The sequence below is a fragment of the Defluviimonas sp. D31 genome (assembly GCF_033436765.1).
GTDB lineage: Bacteria > Pseudomonadota > Alphaproteobacteria > Rhodobacterales > Rhodobacteraceae > Albidovulum.
Window position 1 is genome coordinate 462980 of record NZ_JAWQFN010000002.1, and the last position, 18178, is coordinate 481157.

Consider the following 18178-nt stretch of genomic DNA (forward strand, 5'->3'; position numbering starts at 1 on the left):
GGCGCATGGCCCGAGGGCACGGGGGCCAGTCACGGATTGCGCCCGCCTGCGTGCCGAAAGGGGATCATCATGCGCTGCATCACGGTACTTGGGCCGTCTCAATCGGGGAAAACCGAGCTTGTCCGGGCGCTTGCGGCGCTTGAGGACGGCCATCCCCGGTCCGAGGCGGCCGGTCATCTCAACCTCACTCGGTTCGCTTTCATGGGCGAGGACTGGTGCGCGCTCGACGTCGCGGGCGGGCCGGAATTCGCGCGGATGGGCGGGGCCGCGCTTCTTGCCGCCGATGCCGCGGTGCTCTGCGTCGCGCCCGATCCCGACGAGGCGGTGCTTGCCGCGCCCTGGCTCCGCGCCGTCGAGGCCGCCAATCTGCCCTGCTTTCTCTTCATCAACCGCATGGACACGCCCAAAGGCCGTGTCCGCGACATCGTCGCGGCCTTGCAGACCTATTCCGGCCATCCGATCGTGCTGCGCCAGATCCCGATCCGCGAGGGCGGCGAGATCGTCGGCGCGGTCGACCTCATCTCCGAGCGGGCATGGCGCTACCGCGAAGGGCAGAGCTCGCAGCTCGTCGAGATGCCGAAATCCGAGGCCGAGCGCGAGCATGAGGCGCGGGCCGAGCTTCTGGAGCAGATGTCGGATTACGACGACGCGCTTCTGGAGGAGCTGATCGAGGACCGTGAGCCGGCGACCGGCGCGCTGTTCGAGATCGCGCGGCGCGAGACCCAGGACCGGGCGGTGGTGCCGGCCTTCCTTGGCTCTGCGAGCCACAGGAACGGCATCCACCGGCTGATGAAGGCCCTGCGCCACGAGGTGCCGGACGTCTCGGCGCTGAAGGCCCGGCTGGGCGCGGACAAGGCGCTCGCGGTCGGCTTCCATGCGCAGATCCGCAAGCATCTTGGCAAATGCGTGATTCTGCGCGCGCTTGACGGGGGAGTCGCCGCAGGAAAGCAGCTTGGCGGCGATGGTCTCGGCGGTCTCGCCGGTCTTGGCGGCAAGGCCGGCCTCGACCATCTGGAACCCGGCGAGGTCGGTGTCTCGGTCAAGTCCGACCAGCTCGATTCCGGGCGCATCTTCACCGCCGCGGCGGCAGAGCCGGTGCCGGACTGGGCCAGGGGCTGCCCGCCGCCTCTGGCGCGGATCGTGACCCCCGCGCATGAACGCGACGAGGTGCGACTTTCGGCGGCGCTCTCGCGACTCGCCGAGGCCGATCCGATGCTCAGGCTCGCGCAGGATCCGTTGAGCGGGCATGCCCTTTTGAACCTGCAGGGCGTGATGCACGAGCGCCAGACTCTCGCCACGCTCGCGGAGGATTTCGGGATCGAGGTCGCGACCGAAGTGCCGGACCCGCAATACCTGGAAACAATATCGTCGGGTGCGGAGGAGCATTACCGCCACAGGAAACAATCAGGCGGCGCGGGCCAGTTCGCCGACGTGGCGATCACGGTACGGCCGGCGGGGCGCGGCGAGGGGTTCCAGTTCGAGGAGGTGGTGAAGGGCGGCGCGGTGCCCCGGAACTACATTCCCGCGGTCGAGGAGGGTGCCCGGGAGGCGCTCGACAAGGGGCCGCTCGGGTTCCCGGTCACAGATCTCGCGGTGACGCTGACTGATGGCAAGCATCATTCGGTCGACAGTTCGGACTTCGCCTTCCGCACAGCGGGCCGGATGGCGCTCCGCGAGGCGTTGACGAAGGCGGGGCCGGTCCTTTTGCAGCCGATCGAGCGGGTGGCGATCCATGTGCCATCGGTCTATTCCGGGGCGATGGTGTCGATGATCTCCTCGCTCAAGGGCCAGGTACTCGGCTTCGACGGCGATCCCGATTTCCGCGGCTGGGACATCTTCCGCGCGCTGCTGCCGGCCTCGGCCGAGGAGGATCTGGTGATGGCGCTCGGCTCGGCCACCCAGGGCACCGCCTGGCACGAAACCGAGTTCGACCACTACGAGGAGATCTACGGCAAGGAGGCCGAGCGGATCAGCCGCGAACACGCCACGGCCGCGGCCTGAGCGCGGGGCGGCGCCAAAATGCGCCGCCCGCACCCCGCGTCGCATTTTGACGCGATTGCTTCGAATAAGTGACTGCCGGTCCGGGCCGGTCCGGGTCTTTCTGTGGCCGGGATATTGACCACGGGGGCAAGCATGGCTGAGACCAACGATCGTAAGGCACGCGCGGGCGGACGCGGCGCGCGCAAGGCGCTGCGCTCGGCCCCGGATCTCGGGATGCTGCCGGCGCTGAAACGCGGTCTGCCGCTCTGCGAGCCGATGGACCAGGACCAGATCGAGCGGATCGACGAGGCGTCGATGGCGATCCTCGAAGAGGTCGGCGTCATCTTCCGCGACGGCATCGCACTGGAGGACTGGAAGCGCGCCGGCGCCGATGTGCGCGGCGAACGGGTGCATCTCGACCGTGGGCTGGTGCGGGAACTGATTTCCTCGATCCCCGCGGACTGGACCTACCGGGCGCGGAACCCCGAGCGCAGCCTGCCGTTCGGCGGCAAGCACTCGATCTTCGTGCCGATGACCGGGGCGCCGTTCCTGCGCGACCTCGACGATGTGCGGCGCTGGCCGACGATGGCCGACCTCAACATGTTCCACAAGCTCGCGCATATGTCGCCCGCCTTGCATTCGACCGCGCATCACATCGTCGAGCCGATGGACATGAAGGTGAGCCACCGCCACCTCCACATCACCTATTCGTCGATGAAGCATTCCGACAAGACCTTCATGGGCATGACGACCTCGGGCAAGAACGCCGAGGACGTGATGGACATGTGCGAGATCCTCTTCGGCCGCGACGTGATGGAGGAGACCGCGGTCGTCACCGGCAACTGCAACGGCAACTCGCCGCTCGTGTGGGACGAGACGATGCTCTCGGCCATGCGCGCCTTCGTGAAGCGGCGCCAGCCGGTCCTCTGCTCGCCCTTCGTCCTTGGCGGGGCGAACACGCCCGCCTCGGTCGCGCCGGCCGTCGCCCAGCTCAATGCCGAGGCGCTTTCGGCGCTCGCCTATACGCAGGTGATCCGCAAGGGCGCGCCGGCGATCTACGGGCACTACCTCTCGACGGTGTCGATGAAGTCGGGCGCCCCGATGGCCGGGACGCCGGAGATCAGCCTCATGAACTTCATGATCGGCCAGATGGCGCGGTTCTACGGTGTGCCGTGGCGGAGTTCGAACAACCTCGGTGGGGCCAAGACCTTCGACGCCCAGGCGGGCTATGAAAGTGCGATGACGATGAACGCGGTCCTTCACGCTGGCTGCAACTACATCTGGCATTCGGCGGGCTGGAACGAGGCCGGGATGCACTGCTCGGTCGCCAAGTTCGTGGTCGACGCCGAGATGTGCGCGATGGGCTACCGCATGGCCGAAGGGCCACGCTGGGACGATTTCGACGAGGCCTTGCAGGCGGTGCGCGACGTCGGTCCCGGCGGCCATTACCTCGGCCATCCGCATACGCTCGAGAACTTCGAACGCGCCTTCTTCATGCCGAAGCTCTTCGACAACAACTCGATCGAGCAGTGGCAGGCCGAGGGGTCCGTCGAGATCACCGCCCGGGCCCTCGACTACGCAAAGATGCTGCTGCGCGAATACGAGGAGCCGAACCTCGACGCCGGGATCGACGAGGCCCTGCGCGACTACATCGCCCGGCGGGAGCGCGAGATCCCGGCGGAAGATGCGCTCAACACCGAACATTGAGGCTCCCCGAATGGCCGCTGCATATGCGGCGGTCTGTTTTCGTCTGAGGTGTCGAACATGAAAACGCCCATGGAAGCTGTGCTGCTCACCGGACACGGAGGCTACGAGGCGCTGGAATATCGCACCGATGTCCCGCTGCCGCAGCCAAAGGCCGGAGAGGTGCTGATCCGCGTCGCCGCGGCCGGGGTCAACAACACCGATATCAACACAAGAACCGCCTGGTATTCCAAGGCCGTGAAGGAGGGGTCGAACGCCGGAGGAACCGCAGGCTTCGTCTCGGCCGAGGACAGTGACGGCAGCTGGTCCGGCGTACCGCTGACCTTCCCGCGCATTCAGGGCGCAGATGTTTGCGGCAGGATCGCGCAAGTGGGCGAAGGCGTAGCCGCCGACCGGATCGGCGAGCGGGTGATCGTCCGGAACATGCTGCGGACCTATGTCGATAATCGCCCCTTCGAATGCTGGACACTAGGTTCGGAATGCGACGGCGGCTTTGCACAATACACCGTCGCCCCGTCGCGCGAGACCTTCGCGGTGGATTGCGACTGGAGCGATGCCGAACTGGCCTCGATCCCCTGCGCCTTTTCCACTGCCGAAAACATGGTGCACCGGGCTGCCGTGGGCGCGGAAACGGTTCTGGTGACCGGTGCCTCGGGCGGGGTTGGATCGGCTGCGGTGCAGCTGGCCCGCCGGCGCGGCGCGACCGTCATCGCCATCGCGGCCCGGTCGAAAGCCTCCGAGGTTCTTGCCCTCGGTGCCGATCGCGTCATTGATCGCAACGCGGATCTCGTGGCCGAACTGGGTCGCGACAGTGTTGACGTTGTACTTGACCTCGTGGGCGGCCCGTCCTGGCCCGCGTTGCCGGAGCTCTTGCGCCGTGGCGGGCGTTACGCCACGTCGGGGGCCATCGCAGGACCAATCGCCGAGATCGACCTCCGGACGCTCTACCTCAAGGACCTGACATTCTACGGCTGCACGTTTCAGGACGACATCGTGTTTGAAAATCTCGTGTCTTACATCGAAGCCGGATCCATTCGCCCCGTCGTCGCCGGAACATACCCATTGAAAGACATCGTCAAGGCGCAGGAGGATTTTCTTGCGAAGAAGCACACGGGCAAGCTTGTGCTGATCCCAAGCGAGGAACACGTTGAATGAAGATCGCGGCTATTGAGGTCTATCAGGTCGATCTCCCTTACTCCGGGGGTGTTTACCTCTTGTCGGGGGGGCGCGAATACCACGGGTTCGATGCGACCATCGTGCGGGTCATTGCCGATGACGGAACCGACGGCTGGGGCGAAAGTACGCCCTTTGGCGCCACCTACATCGCGGCCCATGCCCGTGGCGTACGCGCCGGTATCGCTGAAATCGCTCCGCATCTCATCGGCCGCGATCCGCGCCAGTTTGAGCGCATTGGCGATGCCATGGATCAGGTCCTGGCTGGCCACAACCATGCCAAGACCGCAATCGACATTGCCTGCTGGGATCTTTTCGGCAAGTCCGTCAACCGTCCGGTCTGTGAACTTCTGGGCGGCGCCACCGGCCAGCGGATGCCGACCATCTCCTCGATCTATGCCGGTCCGCCCGAGGAAATGCGCGCCCGTGTCGCCGATCATCGAACACGTGGCTACCGTGGCCATTCGATCAAGATCGGTGCCGTCGAACGCGAGGGCGGCCCGTCGCTCGATGCCGAGCGCATCCGTGCCAGCCTCGCCGACCGGCAACCGGGCGAATATTTTATTGTCGATGCCAACGGCGGACTGACACCCGAAACCGCGCTGAGAATGTTGCGGCTTCTGCCCGAGGGGCTCGATTTCGTGCTTGAGGCCCCCTGTGCCACCTGGCGCGAAACATTGTCGCTTCGCCGCCGGTGCCCCGTGCCGATCATTCTCGATGAGCTTGCGCAAAGCGATGAGGATATCGCACGACTGATCGCGCTGGATGCCGCCGATGGTATCGGGCTCAAGATTTCCAAGGCCGGAGGACTGACCCCAGGCCGGCGCCATCGTGACCTCTGCCGCGCCGCGGGCCTGACTATGAGCGTGCAGGATACCGTGGGATCGACCATCGCATTCGCCGGGATTGCGCATCTGGGCGCGACTGTGCCGCCCGGATTGCTGCGCTGCATCCTCGATTGCCGGGACATGGTCACGCTTGAAACCGCCGCTTTCGAAGCCCCGGTCCGGGACGGCGGGGTTCTCGTGCCCGATGCGCCGGGCCTTGGCATTACGGTCAACCGCGACGTTCTGGGCGAGCCGGTCGCCTGCTGGAGAAACTGAATGAAGATCACCGAAATCCACGTCTACCAGCATGACCTGCCGGTCAGGAACGGCCCCTACACGATGGCCAATGCCGAGGTCTGGGCGCTCGACACGACGCTCGTGAAGCTCGTCACCGATACCGGGCTCGTCGGCTGGGGCGAGACCTGCCCGGTCGGCCCGACCTACCAGCCGCACCACGCGCTCGGCGCCCGCGCCGCGCTTGCCGAGATGGCGCCGGGCCTGATCGGGGCCGATCCCTTGACGCCCATCGCGCTCCGCCGCCGGATGGACGGGCTCTTGAACGGTCACCGCTATGCCAAGGCGGCGATCGACATCGCGGCCTACGACCTCATGGGCAAGCATTACGGCGCCCGCGTCGCCGACCTGCTCGGCGGTGCGGTGACCGAGCGGGTGCCCTCCTACTACGCGACCGGCGTCGGCGCACCCGAAGAAATCGCCCGCATCGCCGCCGAGAAGGTCGCCGAGGGCTATCCCCGGCTTCAGGTCAAGATCGGCGGCCGCCCGGTCGAGGTGGACATCGAGACCGTGCGCAAGGTCTGGGAGCGCGTCGGCGGCAAGGTCCGGCTCGCGGTCGATGGCAACCGGGGGCTGACGACGCGGGATGCGCTGAGGCTCAGCCGGGAATGCCCCGACATTCCCTTCATCATGGAACAGCCCTGCAACACGATCGAGGAGATCGCGGCGATCCGCGGCCAGCTTCACCACTCCGTCTATATCGACGAGAACGGCGAGGATCTGGCGACGGTGCTGCGCGTCGTGGGGCAGGGGCTTTGCGACGGGTTCGGGATGAAGGTGACGCGGATCGGCGGGCTGTCCGCGATGGCCACCTTCCGCGACATCTGCGAGGCGCGGTCGATGCCGCATACCTGCGACGACGCCTGGGGCGGCGACATCATCGCCGCCGCCTGCACCCACATCGGGGCGACCGTCCTGCCGCGGCTCTGCGAGGGCGTCTGGCTCGCGGCACCCTATATCGAGGGGCATTACGACCCCGAAAACGGCATCCGGATCGAGGGCGGCCATATCCGCCTGCCCGAGGCTCCGGGGCTTGGCATCACCCCCGACGAAAGCCGCTTCGGCGCGCCCGTCGCCAGCTATTCGTGAGGATGAGACATGAGATTTCACGGAAAACGCGCGCTCGTGACCGGCGCGGCCGGAGGCATCGGCGCTGCCATCGTGCGGGCGCTCCGCGCCGAGGGCGCAAAGGTCGCCGTCGCCGACCGCGACGTGTCGGCGGTCGAGGCCGAGGCGCATCTGCCGGGCGACCTCCTTGACCCGGCCTATGCCGACGCGCTGCCCGAGGCCGCGCGGGTCGCGCTCGGCGGGCTCGACATCGTGGTGAACAACGCGGGCGTCATCACCCGCGGCAGGGTGACCGAGACCACGGACGCCGACTGGACACTCTCGCTCGGCGTCAATGTGGAGGCGCCGTTCCGCATCGCCCGCGCCGCGATCCCGATCATGTCGGAAGCGGGCGGCGGCGCGATCGTCAACACCGCCTCCTGCTGGGGCTTGCGTCCGGGGCCGAACCACGCGGTCTACTGCATGACCAAGGCGGCGATCGCGTCCTTGACGCAATGCATGGGGATGGACCACGCCCACCAGGGCATCCGCATCAACGCGGTCTGCCCGAACGAGGTTAACACGCCGATGCTGCGCACCGGCTTCGCCAAGCGCGGCTTCGACCCCGACACGGCGGTCGCCGAGCTCGGCAAGACCGTGCCCCTGGGCCGCATCGCCGAGCCCGAGGACATTGCCGATGTGGTGCTGTTCCTCGCCTCGGACGCGGCGCGCTACATGTGCGGCGCGCTGGTCGAGGTCAACGGCGGGAAGGCGGTCGCATGAGGTTTCGGGGCAAGGTCGCGCTCGTCACCGGGGGGCGCAGCGGGATCGGGCAGGCCATTGCCCGGCGGTTGGCGGCCGAGGGCGCGCGGGTCTTCACCGCGCAGCGCGGGCGGGATGCGGAGTTCGACTGGACACCAGCGGACTTCGCCGATCCCGACTGCCCTGAGAGGGTCGTGACCGAGGTCGTGGACAAGGCCGGGCGGCTCGACGTTCTGGTGAACAATGCCGGCGTGATGCAGGAGGCCCGCGTCGAGGAGATGTCGCTCGCCGACTGGCAGCGAACGCTTGCCGTGAACCTGACAGCCCCCTTCCTCATGATCAAGGCGGCGCTGCCGCATCTGAGGGCGGCCGGGGGCGCCATCGTCAATATCGGCTCGATCGAGGGGCTCGGGTCGAACCCGACCCACGCCGCCTATTGCGCGTCAAAGGCGGGGCTGCACGGCCTGACCCGCGCGGTCGCGGTGGATCACGGGGCCGAGGGCATCCGCTGCAACGCTGTGGCGCCGGGCTGGATCGACACCGATCTCAACGTCGATTTCATCGAGGGTATGCCAGATCCCGCCGCCTTACGCCGCGAGATCGGCCGCATCCACCCGGTCGGCCGCACCGGGCGGCCCGAGGAGGTCGCGGCCCTCGTCGCCTGGCTCGCTTCCGCCGAGGCGGGTTTCGTCACCGGGCAGGTCTGGACCGTCGATGGCGGCCGGATGGCGAAGCTGAGCCTTCCCTGAGCGCCGCTGGCGCCAGCCCGCCAGCCGGTGTCGCTTGGAGGCGACCGCCGGCGGGTGGCGCGGTATAGAACGGGGCGGACCGGAAAACCACGCGCCGGAGCCCCCCACCCCCATCCCCTCCCCACGAGGGGGAGGGGAGGCGCTTGGACCCGGCGTGGATTCTTCCGGTCATGCCTCGGCATCCCGGTCAACCCCTTCCGCATGGAGCCATGATGGACCCGCTTCTCGAACCCTACCGGCTCCGGCATCTCACGATCCGCAACCGGATCATCTCGACGGCGCACGCGCCGAACTTCGTGGAGGGCGGCCATCCGCGCGACCGCTACCGGCTCTATCACGAGGAGAAGGCGAGGGGCGGCATCGGCATGACGATGATCGGCGGCTCGACCAATATCGCGCCCGACAGCCCCTCGGTCTTCGGTCAGCTCTATGCCGGCGACGACAGCATCGTGCCGTGGTTCCGGAGGCTGACCTCGGGCGTCAAGGCACATGGCGCCGCCGTGATGTGCCAGATCACCCATATGGGCCGGCGCACCGCCTGGGACGACGGAAACTGGCTGCCGGTCATCGGCCCCTCGGGGCGGCGCGAACGGGCGCACCGGGCCTTCCCGAAGGTGATGGAGGCCGAGGATATCGCCCGCGTCACCGGCGATTTCGCCGCCGCCGCGCGGCGCTGCAAGGACGGCGGTTTCGACGGGATCGAGATCCTGTCGCATTCGCACCTTCTCGGCCAGTTCCTCTCGCCTTTGGTCAACGACCGCGAGGACGGCTACGGCGGCCCCCTGGAAAACCGGCTACGGCTGACGCGGGAGGTGCTGGCGGCGGTCCGGGCCGAGGTCGGCCCGGAAATGATCCTCGGCCTGCGCCTGACCGGAGACGAGCTTGCCGAGGGCGGGCTATCGGCCGACGACTGCGTCGCCGTCGCGCGGATGCTGGCCGAGGCGGGTGCCGTCGATTTCATCAACGTCCTCGCGGGCGCGCCCTATGACGATCTCGGTCTCGCCGGATGGGTGCCGCCGATGGGGATGCCGTCCGCGCCGCATCTGCCGATCGCCGGGCGCATCCGCCAGGCGACCGGCCTGCCGGTCTTCCACGCGGGCGGCATCGCCGATCTTGCCACCGCCCGCCATGCCGTGGCCGAGGGTCATGTCGATCTCGTCGGTATGACGCGGGCGCACATGGCCGATCCGCATCTGGTGGCGAAGCTCGCCCGCGGCGAGGAGGAGCGGGTCCGGCCCTGCGTCGGGCTCGGATACTGCGTCGACCGAGTCAACCAGGGCAAACCCGCGGTCTGCGGCCACAATGCCGCGACCGGGCGCGAGGCGGTGATGCCGCATGTGATCGCCAGGGCCGGTGCGGAGCGCAAGGTCGTCGTGGTCGGCGGCGGCCCGAGCGGCATGGAGGCCGCCCGCGTCGCGGCCGCGCGCGGCCACGAGGTGGTGCTCTTCGAGGCTGCCGACCGGCTCGGTGGTCAGCTCGCGCTCGCCGCGAAGGGGCGCGTCAGGCGGCAGGTCTGGGGCATCGCCGACTGGCTCATCGCTGAAGTCACGCGGCTCGGCGTCGATCTGAGGTTGAACGCCTATGTCGAGGTTGCGGATGTTCTGGCCGAGGCGCCCGACGCCGTCATCGTCGCCACCGGCGGCTGGCCGGAGCCGCCGGCGATCCCCGGCGGCGACCTTACCGTGTCGAGCTGGGACGTGCTCTCGGGCGCTGTCCGCCCCACGGGCGAGGTGCTGATGACCGACGAGGCCGGCGACCATCCCGCCGCCGTCACCGCCGACCACCTCGCCGAGGCGGGTTGCAAGGTCGAATGGGTGACGCCCGACCGGACGCCGCTCCACGACCTCGGGCCGACGACCTCGGCGGTGGCGCTCCGCCAGCTTGCGCGAGATGGCGTGCGCTTCACCTGCCTCACCGAGCTTGTCGCCGTCGAGGCCGAGGGGGCGCGGCGGCGGGCGACCCTGCGCCATTTGCTGACCGGCGCCACCGAAACCCGGATCGTCGATCATGTGGTGGTGGAACAGGGCCTCGTCCCGATGGACGCGCTCTACCACGCGCTGAAGCCGGGCTCGGCCAATCTCGGCCAGCTCGATCCCGAGGCGCTGATCGCCGGAACCGACCCGTTCCGGCGCTTCAATGCCGAGGGCCGCTATCTGCTCGCGCGGATCGGCGACGCGGTGGCCGGGCGCAACATCCATGCCGCCGTCTTGGACGCGCTCCGGGTCTGCAAGGAGCTTTGAGCCTCACTCCTTCGCGGCGCGCCATTCCTTCCAGCGCAGGACCGCGTTGGCGCCGATCTCCTGGAACGGCCGGGGCGGCAGGCGTTTGGGCCTTGCCTCGGCAGTAAAGTGATCGGTGATCGCGCTCTGGTGCTCGCAGGCGAGTTCCGCCGCGCCGATGCCGGTCAGCGTGCCGCGCGCGGTGCCGAGGCCGTTCTGGACGCAGCCGGAATAGACGCCGTTGTCAATCTCTCGCATAACCGCGACCCCGTTCAGCGTCAGGCAGAGATGGCCCGCCCAGGCGTGTTCCATCCGCAGGCCGGCGAGCTGCGGGAAACGTTCGTCGAACTTCCGCCGCATGACCTTCGCCGCGCGGCTCAGGTCGGATTGGCGCGGCACCGTGTTCGGCCTGAGCGTCGCGCAGGTGCGGGTGACGATACGGTTGCCGCCCTGGCCGGTGTCGATCCGCCGCACGGTCGTGCCCATCGGGTCCGACGGCGTGACGCCCCAGCGAGGACGCCCGCCGAGCCGGTCGAGCGCCGCGCGGTCCAGTTCCGGCGTCATCACTGCGTAAAGGAAAAGCTGCATCAACCGTCCGCGCTCGACACCGAAGCTTTCGAGATGGCCGTTGACGGTCAGGATCACGCGGGCCGTGCTGATGCCGCCCTTCGCGGTCCTGACGCGCCAGCCGTCGCCCTCGGGCGTGAAGCCTGTGACCGGGCTTTCCTCGAAGACATCGACGCCCCGCGCCGAGAGCCCCGCCGCGAGGCCGCGGATATAGCCCGCCGGTTGCAGCATCACAGTGCCCGGCGTGTAGAGGCCCGAAAGGTAGTGCCGCGAGCCGGTCAGCTCGTGCATCTGGGCCGGGTCGAGCATCTCGCTCGTCTCGCCGAGCGAGGCGAGGTGGCCGGCATAGCTGCGGTTATGCGCCTCGGCGGCAGGGCTCGCTGCGCCGTTCACCTTGCCGGCGGGGTCGAAATAGTTGGGGTCGATCCCGTAATCCTCGACCGCCGCGCGGGCGAAGGCGATGGCCTGGCGGTTGAGGCCGATCATCGCCCGGTCGTCGCCCGACCCGGCATAATCGTCCGAGGCGAGGTCATGCGGCAGGTCGATCATGAAGCCGGAATTGCGCCCCGCCGCGCCTTCGGCGACCCGGCCCGCCTCGAGGATCGCGATCCGCGCGCCGGGTTGCAGCTCGGTCAGCCGTCGGGCCGCCGACAGGCCGGCAAAGCCCGCGCCGACGACCACGAAATCGGCGGTCCGGTCGCCGTCGAGCGGCCGAGGCGCGCCTTGCTGGCCGAGGATCGCGTTCCAGGCGGCCGGGCCGAGCTGGACCGGCAGCCGTTGCGCGCGGTACTGGGTCATGCCTCGCCCCTGTCGAGGCCGAGCCGGGCGCGGAAGCCGTCGAGGCCCTTGCTGAGGTCGGCATTCGCGGGTGCCATCGCCGTACGGAGCGTGGCGTTGAGCCCGCCCTCGGTCGAGAGGTTCCGCAGAGCTTCCGCGAGCATCCCGCTCTCGGGCCGCTCCGGCAGGTAGCCCCGGATCACGGAGCTTACATATTTCTCTGCCTGATCGGCATCGCCGGTGAACCCGGCAAGCCAGGTCGCGGTGGTCAACATCTGTTCGAGCAGCGGCGAGCAGAGCGCGGTCGCGCCGAAATGGGCGTTGAGCGCGGTTTCGTCACGGACCGGGAAGACCATGTTGCGCGACCCGAACAGCGCCTGAAGTGCGGGCGATGCGGGGTAGACCGGCAGCGGGCAGCCGCCGGTGGCGATCGGGGGCAGGGGGATGGTGATCGCGATCTCGGTCGCGGGCGCGCAGAGCGCCTTCAGCCGGGCGAGCGGCACGTCGACCATGACCGAGATCACCGCCTGGTCCTCGCGGAAGGGCAGGCCGGGCAGCACCGTCTCCGCGACCCGCGCGAGGAGGCACAGGAAGACGGTGTCCGATCCGGCCACGACCGCTTCGTTGGAGGCGACGCTGACGCCCGCGACCTCGACCGCGAGCCGCGCCGCCATCTCGGCATTGCGTTCGGAGACGAGGATCTCGTGCCCCTGACCGGCGAGGCCGCGCACCATCGCGGCCGCGATCTCACCGGTGCCGATAAAGCCGATGCGCGCCATCAGTCGACCGCCTCGTCCCGGTCATCGGAGAGGTCGATCCAGATCGTCTTGATCTGGGTGTACTGGTCATGCGCCTGGATGCCGTTGTCGCGCCCGCCGAAGCCGGAAGCCTTGAAGCCGCCGAAGGGGGTGGAGATATCGCCCTCGCCGAACGAGTTGACCGTGACGGTGCCCGCTCGGATCGCCCGCGCGCCCCGGAGCGCCCGCTTGATGTTCGAGGTGAAGATCGAGGCGGCGAGCCCGTATTCGGTGTCGTTCGCAAGCGCGATCGCCTCGTCGGCGCTGTCGACGGTAAGGACCGAGAGGACCGGCCCGAAGATCTCCTCGCGCACCTGGACCGCCCTGCGGTCGTCGATGTCGAGGATCGTCGGCTCGACGAAGCCGTCCTTGGCCTTGCCGCCCATCAGCACCTTCGGCCCCTTGCCGAGATAAGAGCAGACCTTGTCGAAATGCGCGGGCGAGACCAGCGCGCCGACCCGGTTCACGGGATCGAGGGGATCACCCATCGGCCATTCGCGGGCATGGGCGAGGATGCGCTTCAGAAGCGCGTCCTTCACCCCCTTCTGCACGATCAGCCGCGAGGAGGCCGAGCAGTTCTCGCCCATGTTCCAGAAGGCGCCGTTGACGACATGCGCGGCGATCCGGTCGAGGTTCTCGGCGTCGTCGAGCACCACGGCGGGGTTCTTGCCGCCCATCTCCAGCGTGACTTCCTTGAGGTTCGATTCCGCCGCGTAGCGCAGGAAGCGACGCCCGGTCTCGGTCGAGCCCGTGAAGGAGAGCGCGTCCACGTCCATGTGCCGGCCTAGCGGTTCGCCGACCTCCGGCCCGGTGCCGGTTACGACGTTGAGAACGCCCGCCGGAACGCCCGCCTCCATCGCGAGTTCCGCGATGCGGAGCGCGGTCAGCGAGGTCTCCTCGGCCGGTTTCACGATCACCGAGCAGCCTGAGGCGAGCGCGGGGCCGATCTTCCACGCGAGCATGAGAAGCGGGAAGTTCCACGGCAGGACGAGGCCGACGACGCCGACGGGCTCGCGCATCACCATCGCGATGTGGTTGTCCGAGGCGGGCGAGACCTGGTCATAGATCTTGTCGATGAGCTCGGCATGCCAGGTCAGGCAGTGGATCGTCTCGGGCACGTCCACCGTCTCGCAGTCGTAGATGGTCTTGCCGCTGTCGAGGCTTTCCATCACGGCGAGCTCGCGCGCGTTGCGCTTGATGAGCTTCGCAAGCCGGATCAGCACCGCCTTGCGCTCACCCGGATGAAGGCGCGACCAGCGCCCATCCTCGAAGGCATCGCGGGCTTTCTCGACGGCGAAATCCACATCCGCCGCATCGCAGGCGGCGATCTTGGCGAGCACAGCGCCGGTCGCGGGGTCCACGGTGTCGAAGGTCTTGCCGGATTTCGCCGGGCGGAAGCTGCCGTCGATGAAGGCCTGCGTGGGCAGGGTGAGGCCGGCGGCGATGGCCTTGTATTCCTCGGTGGTCAGAAGGTCGCTCATCGCTATTACTCCGCTTCGATCTCGGCCACGGTGCGCTTCAGGACGCGCACCACCTGTTCCAACTGCCGCTTGTCGTCCTTGTTGAGCGCCTTCAGCGGCGGGCGCGGCGGACCGGCATAGCGGCCTTCCATCTCGACCCCGTGCTTGATGCACTGGATGAATTTTCCGCCCTGCTCAAGGACGCGCATCAGCGGCATCATCGCCGACATGATCCGGCGGCCCTTGTCGAAATTGCCCTCGACCGCGCAGGCCTGCCAGAGCGCGACATGTTCGGCCGGCAGGAAGTTCGAGCCGCCGCAGACCCAGCTCCTGGCACCCCAGGCGAAGAATTCCAGCGCCTGGTCGTCCATGCCGCAGGACATCTGGATATGCGGATAGTCGCGGGCCAGAAGGTGGACCCGGTTGATGTCGCCCGAGCTTTCCTTGATCGCCACAATGTTGCGGCTGCGGCAGACGCGGTCGAGAAACTCCTCGCCCATGTTGATGCCCATGCGGCCGGGGTAGTTGTAGAGCATCACCGGCAGGTCGGCGGCGCGGTCGATGGCGAGCGTGTTCAGCGCGTTCTCGCGCTCGGTCGGCACCGAGTAGGGCGGCGAGCCCACGAGCAGCGCATCGGCACCGATCTTGGCGGCCGCCTCGGCCATGATGATCGAGTCCTCGAGCCGGATCGCCACGGTGCCGACGATCAGGGGCACCCGCTTGCCGATGACCTCCTTCGCAAAGCCCGCAAGTTCGACCCGCTCCGCCATCGACTGGGCGTAGTATTCGCCCGTGGAACCACCGTTGATCAGGCCATGAACGCCGGCGGCGATAAGGTGCTCAATCTGCGCCGCAAACGCGTCGCGGTCGATCGATCCGTCGTCACGATGCGGCGTGATGACGGGCGTATAGATGCCCTCGAACTTCATGAAGCTCCTCTTTCTGGCTCGGCGCTCGGCGCGCGGCCGAGCGGTATCTGCATCCCTGCGGGGGTGACGAAGCTTTCGATCTCCGCCCGCGACAATTCCCAATGCGCGATCGCCAGATCGGCGGAGGCATCGGCGTCGCCTGCCTCGATCAGCGCGATGAACTGGTCATGCTGGTCGGCCGCGACCGCGCGCTGCTCGGCCAGTGCCCGGTTGCGCGGGCTGTAGAAGGTCATGCCGATCCGTGTGTGGTCGATCAGCAGGCGGCGGAGGCTTGGGCTCAGGTATTCGTTGTCGGCCATCTCGCCGATGATCGCGTGGAAGCGTTCGTTCATCAGCGCGCGCGTCGCGGCGTCGCCGTCGCGAATTGCGGCGCGGAAGAGAAGCTGGGCATCCTTCAGCCGCATGATCTGCGCCGGCGTCGCGTGTTGGGCGGCAAGACGGCTCACGGCGGCATAGATCATCGGGGCGGCGACAAAGAAGTTGCGCATCGTCTTGTGGGTCATCGGCGCGACCTGGGCGCCGCGATTCTCGTGCAGCACCACATAGCCTTCGCCCGCAAGCTGGCGCAGGATCTCCCGCAGGGGCGGGCGCGAGATCTGGTAAGCCTCGGAGATCTCGGTTTCATCGAGATAGAAGCCCGGCTCCAGCGCCTGGGTCAGAATCCGCCGCCGGAGATCCTCCGCGCACATCGCCTTCTTGCTTCTCGTCTCGTCGCTCACCGTTGCCTCCTGCCTGTCCGACTCTCGATTGGCTTCGGACAGTAACCGCGTGCATCTTGTAGTCTCAAAAAATACATGTTGTCTACAATTAAAATCTGTGCTTTTTCTCCGGCCAGGGAGGAACCGCATGACCGAGACAACACGAGAAGCCGTTATCCGCTGCGACGGGATCTGGAAGATTTTCGGCGAGAAGTCGCGCCAGGCGATGGACGCTGTCCTGAAGCAGGGCCTGTCGAAGGAGGAGATTCGCGACCGCTTCGACTGCGTCGTCGGTGTGCGCGACGCTTCCTTCAGCGTCGGGCGCGGCGAGATCTTCTGCATCATGGGGCTCTCGGGCTCCGGGAAGTCGACGCTGATCCGCCATATCAACCGGCTGATCGAGCCGACCGCCGGGTCGGTCTTCATCGAGGGGCAGAACGTCAACGCGATGTCGGCCAAGGATCTGCGTGCGCTCCGTGCGCAGAAGATCGGCATGGTGTTCCAGAACATGGCGCTGATGCCGCACCGCACGGTGCGCGACAATGTCGTCTTCTCGCTCGAAGTGCGCGGCATCGACGAGGCGGAGCGCGTCAGGGTCGCCAAGCGCGCGATCGACGCTGTGGACCTCAAGGGCTGGGATCAGAAATACCCCGACGAACTCTCGGGCGGCATGCAGCAGCGCGTGGGCCTTGCCCGGGCCATCGCCGCCGACCCGACGATCCTTCTGATGGACGAGCCCTTCTCGGCGCTCGATCCGCTCATCCGCCGCCAGCTCCAGACGACCTTCATGGAGCTCTCCGCGGAACTGCACAAGACCACGGTCTTCATCACCCACGACCTCGACGAGGCGATCCGCATCGGCGACCGCATCGCGATCATGAAGGACGGGGTGCTCGTGCAGATCGGCACGCCGGAGGAGATCGTGACCGAACCCGCCGACGACTACGTCGCCGATTTCGTCGCCGGCATCTCCAAGCTCGACCTGGTGACAGCGGCGCGCGTCATGCAGCCCTTCGCCCAGTACCGGCAGGCGAACGGCGACGGTGATCCGGCGCATTGGCCGGTGGCGCGGCCCGACGACAAGCTCAACGCGCTCGTCGATCTGGCGATCGGCACCGACCATCCGATCCTCGTCAAGGCGGACGGCGCCAATGTCGGCGTCGTGACCAAGAAGGCGCTTCTGCGCGGGATTCAAGGGCGTGAAGACGCCGCGATGGAGGTGGCGTGATGGCCGAGGAAAAGACCTTCAACTGGCTCGATCCGTTCTCCTCCGTCGATCTCGATGTCGATGGCCGCACCGACGGCATCAAGCAATGGGCGATCGCGAACCGCGAGGCGATCCAGCCGATCAAGGGCTTCTTCGACGGCATGATCATCCGGATCGAGGCCGCGCTTCAGGCGGTGCCGCCGGTGATCATGCTGATCCTGCTGGTCCTGATCGCTTGGCAGGCCGCCGGGCGGCGCGTGGCGATCCTCGTCGCGGCCTGCCTCGTGGCGCTCGGCTTCCTCGATCCGGCGGCCTGGTCGCTCGCCATGACGACGCTCGCCATCGTCATCTCGTCGGTGATCCTTTGCGTCATCATCGGCCTGCCCCTCGGCATCCTCGCGGGAAAGTCCGACCGGTTCGAGGCGGCGATCCGCCCGGTGCTCGACACGATGCAGACGATCCCGGCCTTCGTCTATCTCGTGCCGGTCGTCATGCTCATCGGCATCGGCAACGTCTCGGGCGTGATCGTGACGATCATCTTCGCGCTGCCGCCCCTCGTGCGCCTCACCTCGCTTGGCATCCGGGGGGTGAACCCGAGCGTCGTGGAGGCGGCCCGCGCCTTTGGTGCCACGCCGAACCAGATCATGTTCAAGGTCGAACTGCCTCTCGCAACGCCGACGATCCTCGCCGGGCTCAACCAGACGATCATGCTGTCGCTGTCGATGGTCGTCATCGCCTCGATGATCTCGGTCAAGGGTCTTGGCAACGAGGTGCTTCGCGCCATGGGCCGGCTCGATGCCGGCAAGGCGATCGTCGGCGGCCTCGGCATCGTCATCCTCGCCATCGTGCTCGACCGCATCACGCAAGGCCTCGGCCGGTCCGGGCGCGCGCGCGGGCATCGCCACTGGTGGCAGGCCGGCCCGGTCGGGCTGGTGGTCGGCCTCGTCAAGGGGCGCGGCTGACGCGCCCGAAATCACACGTTCAACCC

General features: G+C 67.8%; 15 protein-coding genes. 10 read left to right on the forward strand and 5 right to left on the reverse strand.

The features are described 5' to 3' along the window. Positions 1–69 precede the first annotated feature (69 nt). The 8 genes from R5H32_RS06075 (at position 70) to R5H32_RS06110 (ending at position 10776) form a co-directional block, all read left to right on the forward strand. Entirely contained in the window at positions 70–2001 is a 1932-nt protein-coding gene (locus R5H32_RS06075; RefSeq protein WP_318337781.1) for an elongation factor G, read from the forward strand. A 132-nt stretch (positions 2002–2133) separates the two neighbouring features. Beyond that, complete coding sequence (locus R5H32_RS06080; protein WP_318337782.1) at positions 2134–3687, forward strand: trimethylamine methyltransferase family protein; 1554 nt, start codon at positions 2134–2136, stop codon at positions 3685–3687. Positions 3688–3744: 57 nt separating this feature from the next. After that, on the forward strand, positions 3745–4839 hold the full coding sequence (locus tag R5H32_RS06085; RefSeq protein ID WP_318337783.1) for an alcohol dehydrogenase family protein: 1095 nt from the start codon (positions 3745–3747) through the stop codon (positions 4837–4839). Continuing rightward, entirely contained in the window at positions 4836–5960 is a 1125-nt protein-coding gene (locus R5H32_RS06090) for a mandelate racemase/muconate lactonizing enzyme family protein (protein WP_318337784.1), read from the forward strand. The genes R5H32_RS06085 and R5H32_RS06090 overlap by 4 nt, the downstream gene beginning before the upstream one ends. After that, on the forward strand, positions 5961–7067 hold the full coding sequence (locus R5H32_RS06095; RefSeq protein ID WP_318337785.1) for a mandelate racemase/muconate lactonizing enzyme family protein: 1107 nt from the start codon (positions 5961–5963) through the stop codon (positions 7065–7067). A gap of 9 nt (positions 7068–7076) precedes the next feature. Then, positions 7077–7808, forward strand: a complete 732-nt coding sequence (locus R5H32_RS06100; RefSeq protein ID WP_318337786.1) for an SDR family oxidoreductase — start codon at positions 7077–7079, stop codon at positions 7806–7808. Beyond that, complete coding sequence (locus R5H32_RS06105; RefSeq protein ID WP_318337787.1) at positions 7805–8536, forward strand: SDR family NAD(P)-dependent oxidoreductase; 732 nt, start codon at positions 7805–7807, stop codon at positions 8534–8536. Before R5H32_RS06100 ends, R5H32_RS06105 begins: the two co-directional genes overlap by 4 nt. A 212-nt stretch (positions 8537–8748) precedes the next feature. Then, on the forward strand, positions 8749–10776 hold the full coding sequence (locus R5H32_RS06110) for an NADH:flavin oxidoreductase (protein WP_318337788.1): 2028 nt from the start codon (positions 8749–8751) through the stop codon (positions 10774–10776). 3 nt (positions 10777–10779) lie between these two features. On the opposite strand, the gene R5H32_RS06115 is transcribed toward R5H32_RS06110, so the two are convergent. Genes R5H32_RS06115 through R5H32_RS06135 form a run of 5 tightly spaced genes read right to left on the reverse strand, consistent with a single transcriptional unit; the run spans position 10780 to position 16004 of the window. Beyond that, positions 10780–12120, reverse strand: a complete 1341-nt coding sequence (locus R5H32_RS06115) for an FAD-binding oxidoreductase (RefSeq protein WP_318337789.1) — start codon at positions 12118–12120, stop codon at positions 10780–10782. Continuing rightward, positions 12117–12878 (reverse strand): NAD(P)-binding domain-containing protein, encoded by a 762-nt coding sequence (locus tag R5H32_RS06120; protein ID WP_318337790.1) that lies wholly within the window; start codon positions 12876–12878, stop codon positions 12117–12119. Before R5H32_RS06120 ends, R5H32_RS06115 begins: the two co-directional genes overlap by 4 nt. Next, complete coding sequence (locus tag R5H32_RS06125) at positions 12878–14377, reverse strand: aldehyde dehydrogenase (RefSeq protein WP_318337791.1); 1500 nt, start codon at positions 14375–14377, stop codon at positions 12878–12880. The genes R5H32_RS06120 and R5H32_RS06125 overlap by 1 nt, the downstream gene beginning before the upstream one ends. 5 nt (positions 14378–14382) lie before the next feature. Continuing rightward, positions 14383–15285: a dihydrodipicolinate synthase family protein gene (locus R5H32_RS06130; protein ID WP_318337792.1), complete on the reverse strand. Its 903-nt coding sequence runs from the start codon at positions 15283–15285 to the stop codon at positions 14383–14385. Continuing rightward, on the reverse strand, positions 15282–16004 hold the full coding sequence (locus R5H32_RS06135) for a GntR family transcriptional regulator (RefSeq protein ID WP_318337793.1): 723 nt from the start codon (positions 16002–16004) through the stop codon (positions 15282–15284). Before R5H32_RS06135 ends, R5H32_RS06130 begins: the two co-directional genes overlap by 4 nt. A gap of 127 nt (positions 16005–16131) precedes the next feature. On the opposite strand from R5H32_RS06135, the gene R5H32_RS06140 reads away from it, so the two are divergent. Continuing rightward, on the forward strand, positions 16132–17211 hold the full coding sequence (locus R5H32_RS06140; protein WP_318337794.1) for a glycine betaine/L-proline ABC transporter ATP-binding protein: 1080 nt from the start codon (positions 16132–16134) through the stop codon (positions 17209–17211). Beyond that, complete coding sequence (locus R5H32_RS06145) at positions 17211–18152, forward strand: ABC transporter permease (RefSeq protein ID WP_318337795.1); 942 nt, start codon at positions 17211–17213, stop codon at positions 18150–18152. Before R5H32_RS06140 ends, R5H32_RS06145 begins: the two co-directional genes overlap by 1 nt. The last annotated feature ends 26 nt before the right edge of the window (positions 18153–18178 follow it).

Coding starts and splice junctions, on each gene's coding strand:
- R5H32_RS06140 (WP_318337794.1), top strand. CDS start 16,132: ATGACCGAGACAACACGAGAAGCCGTTATCCGCTGCGACGGGATCTGG.
- R5H32_RS06075 (WP_318337781.1), top strand. CDS start 70: ATGCGCTGCATCACGGTACTTGGGCCGTCTCAATCGGGGAAAACCGAG.
- R5H32_RS06125 (WP_318337791.1), bottom strand. CDS start 14,377: ATGAGCGACCTTCTGACCACCGAGGAATACAAGGCCATCGCCGCCGGC.
- R5H32_RS06100 (WP_318337786.1), top strand. CDS start 7,077: ATGAGATTTCACGGAAAACGCGCGCTCGTGACCGGCGCGGCCGGAGGC.
- R5H32_RS06120 (WP_318337790.1), bottom strand. CDS start 12,878: ATGGCGCGCATCGGCTTTATCGGCACCGGTGAGATCGCGGCCGCGATG.
- R5H32_RS06110 (WP_318337788.1), top strand. CDS start 8,749: ATGGACCCGCTTCTCGAACCCTACCGGCTCCGGCATCTCACGATCCGC.
- R5H32_RS06080 (WP_318337782.1), top strand. CDS start 2,134: ATGGCTGAGACCAACGATCGTAAGGCACGCGCGGGCGGACGCGGCGCG.
- R5H32_RS06105 (WP_318337787.1), top strand. CDS start 7,805: ATGAGGTTTCGGGGCAAGGTCGCGCTCGTCACCGGGGGGCGCAGCGGG.
- R5H32_RS06095 (WP_318337785.1), top strand. CDS start 5,961: ATGAAGATCACCGAAATCCACGTCTACCAGCATGACCTGCCGGTCAGG.
- R5H32_RS06130 (WP_318337792.1), bottom strand. CDS start 15,285: ATGAAGTTCGAGGGCATCTATACGCCCGTCATCACGCCGCATCGTGAC.
- R5H32_RS06115 (WP_318337789.1), bottom strand. CDS start 12,120: ATGACCCAGTACCGCGCGCAACGGCTGCCGGTCCAGCTCGGCCCGGCC.
- R5H32_RS06085 (WP_318337783.1), top strand. CDS start 3,745: ATGAAAACGCCCATGGAAGCTGTGCTGCTCACCGGACACGGAGGCTAC.
- R5H32_RS06090 (WP_318337784.1), top strand. CDS start 4,836: ATGAAGATCGCGGCTATTGAGGTCTATCAGGTCGATCTCCCTTACTCC.
- R5H32_RS06145 (WP_318337795.1), top strand. CDS start 17,211: ATGGCCGAGGAAAAGACCTTCAACTGGCTCGATCCGTTCTCCTCCGTC.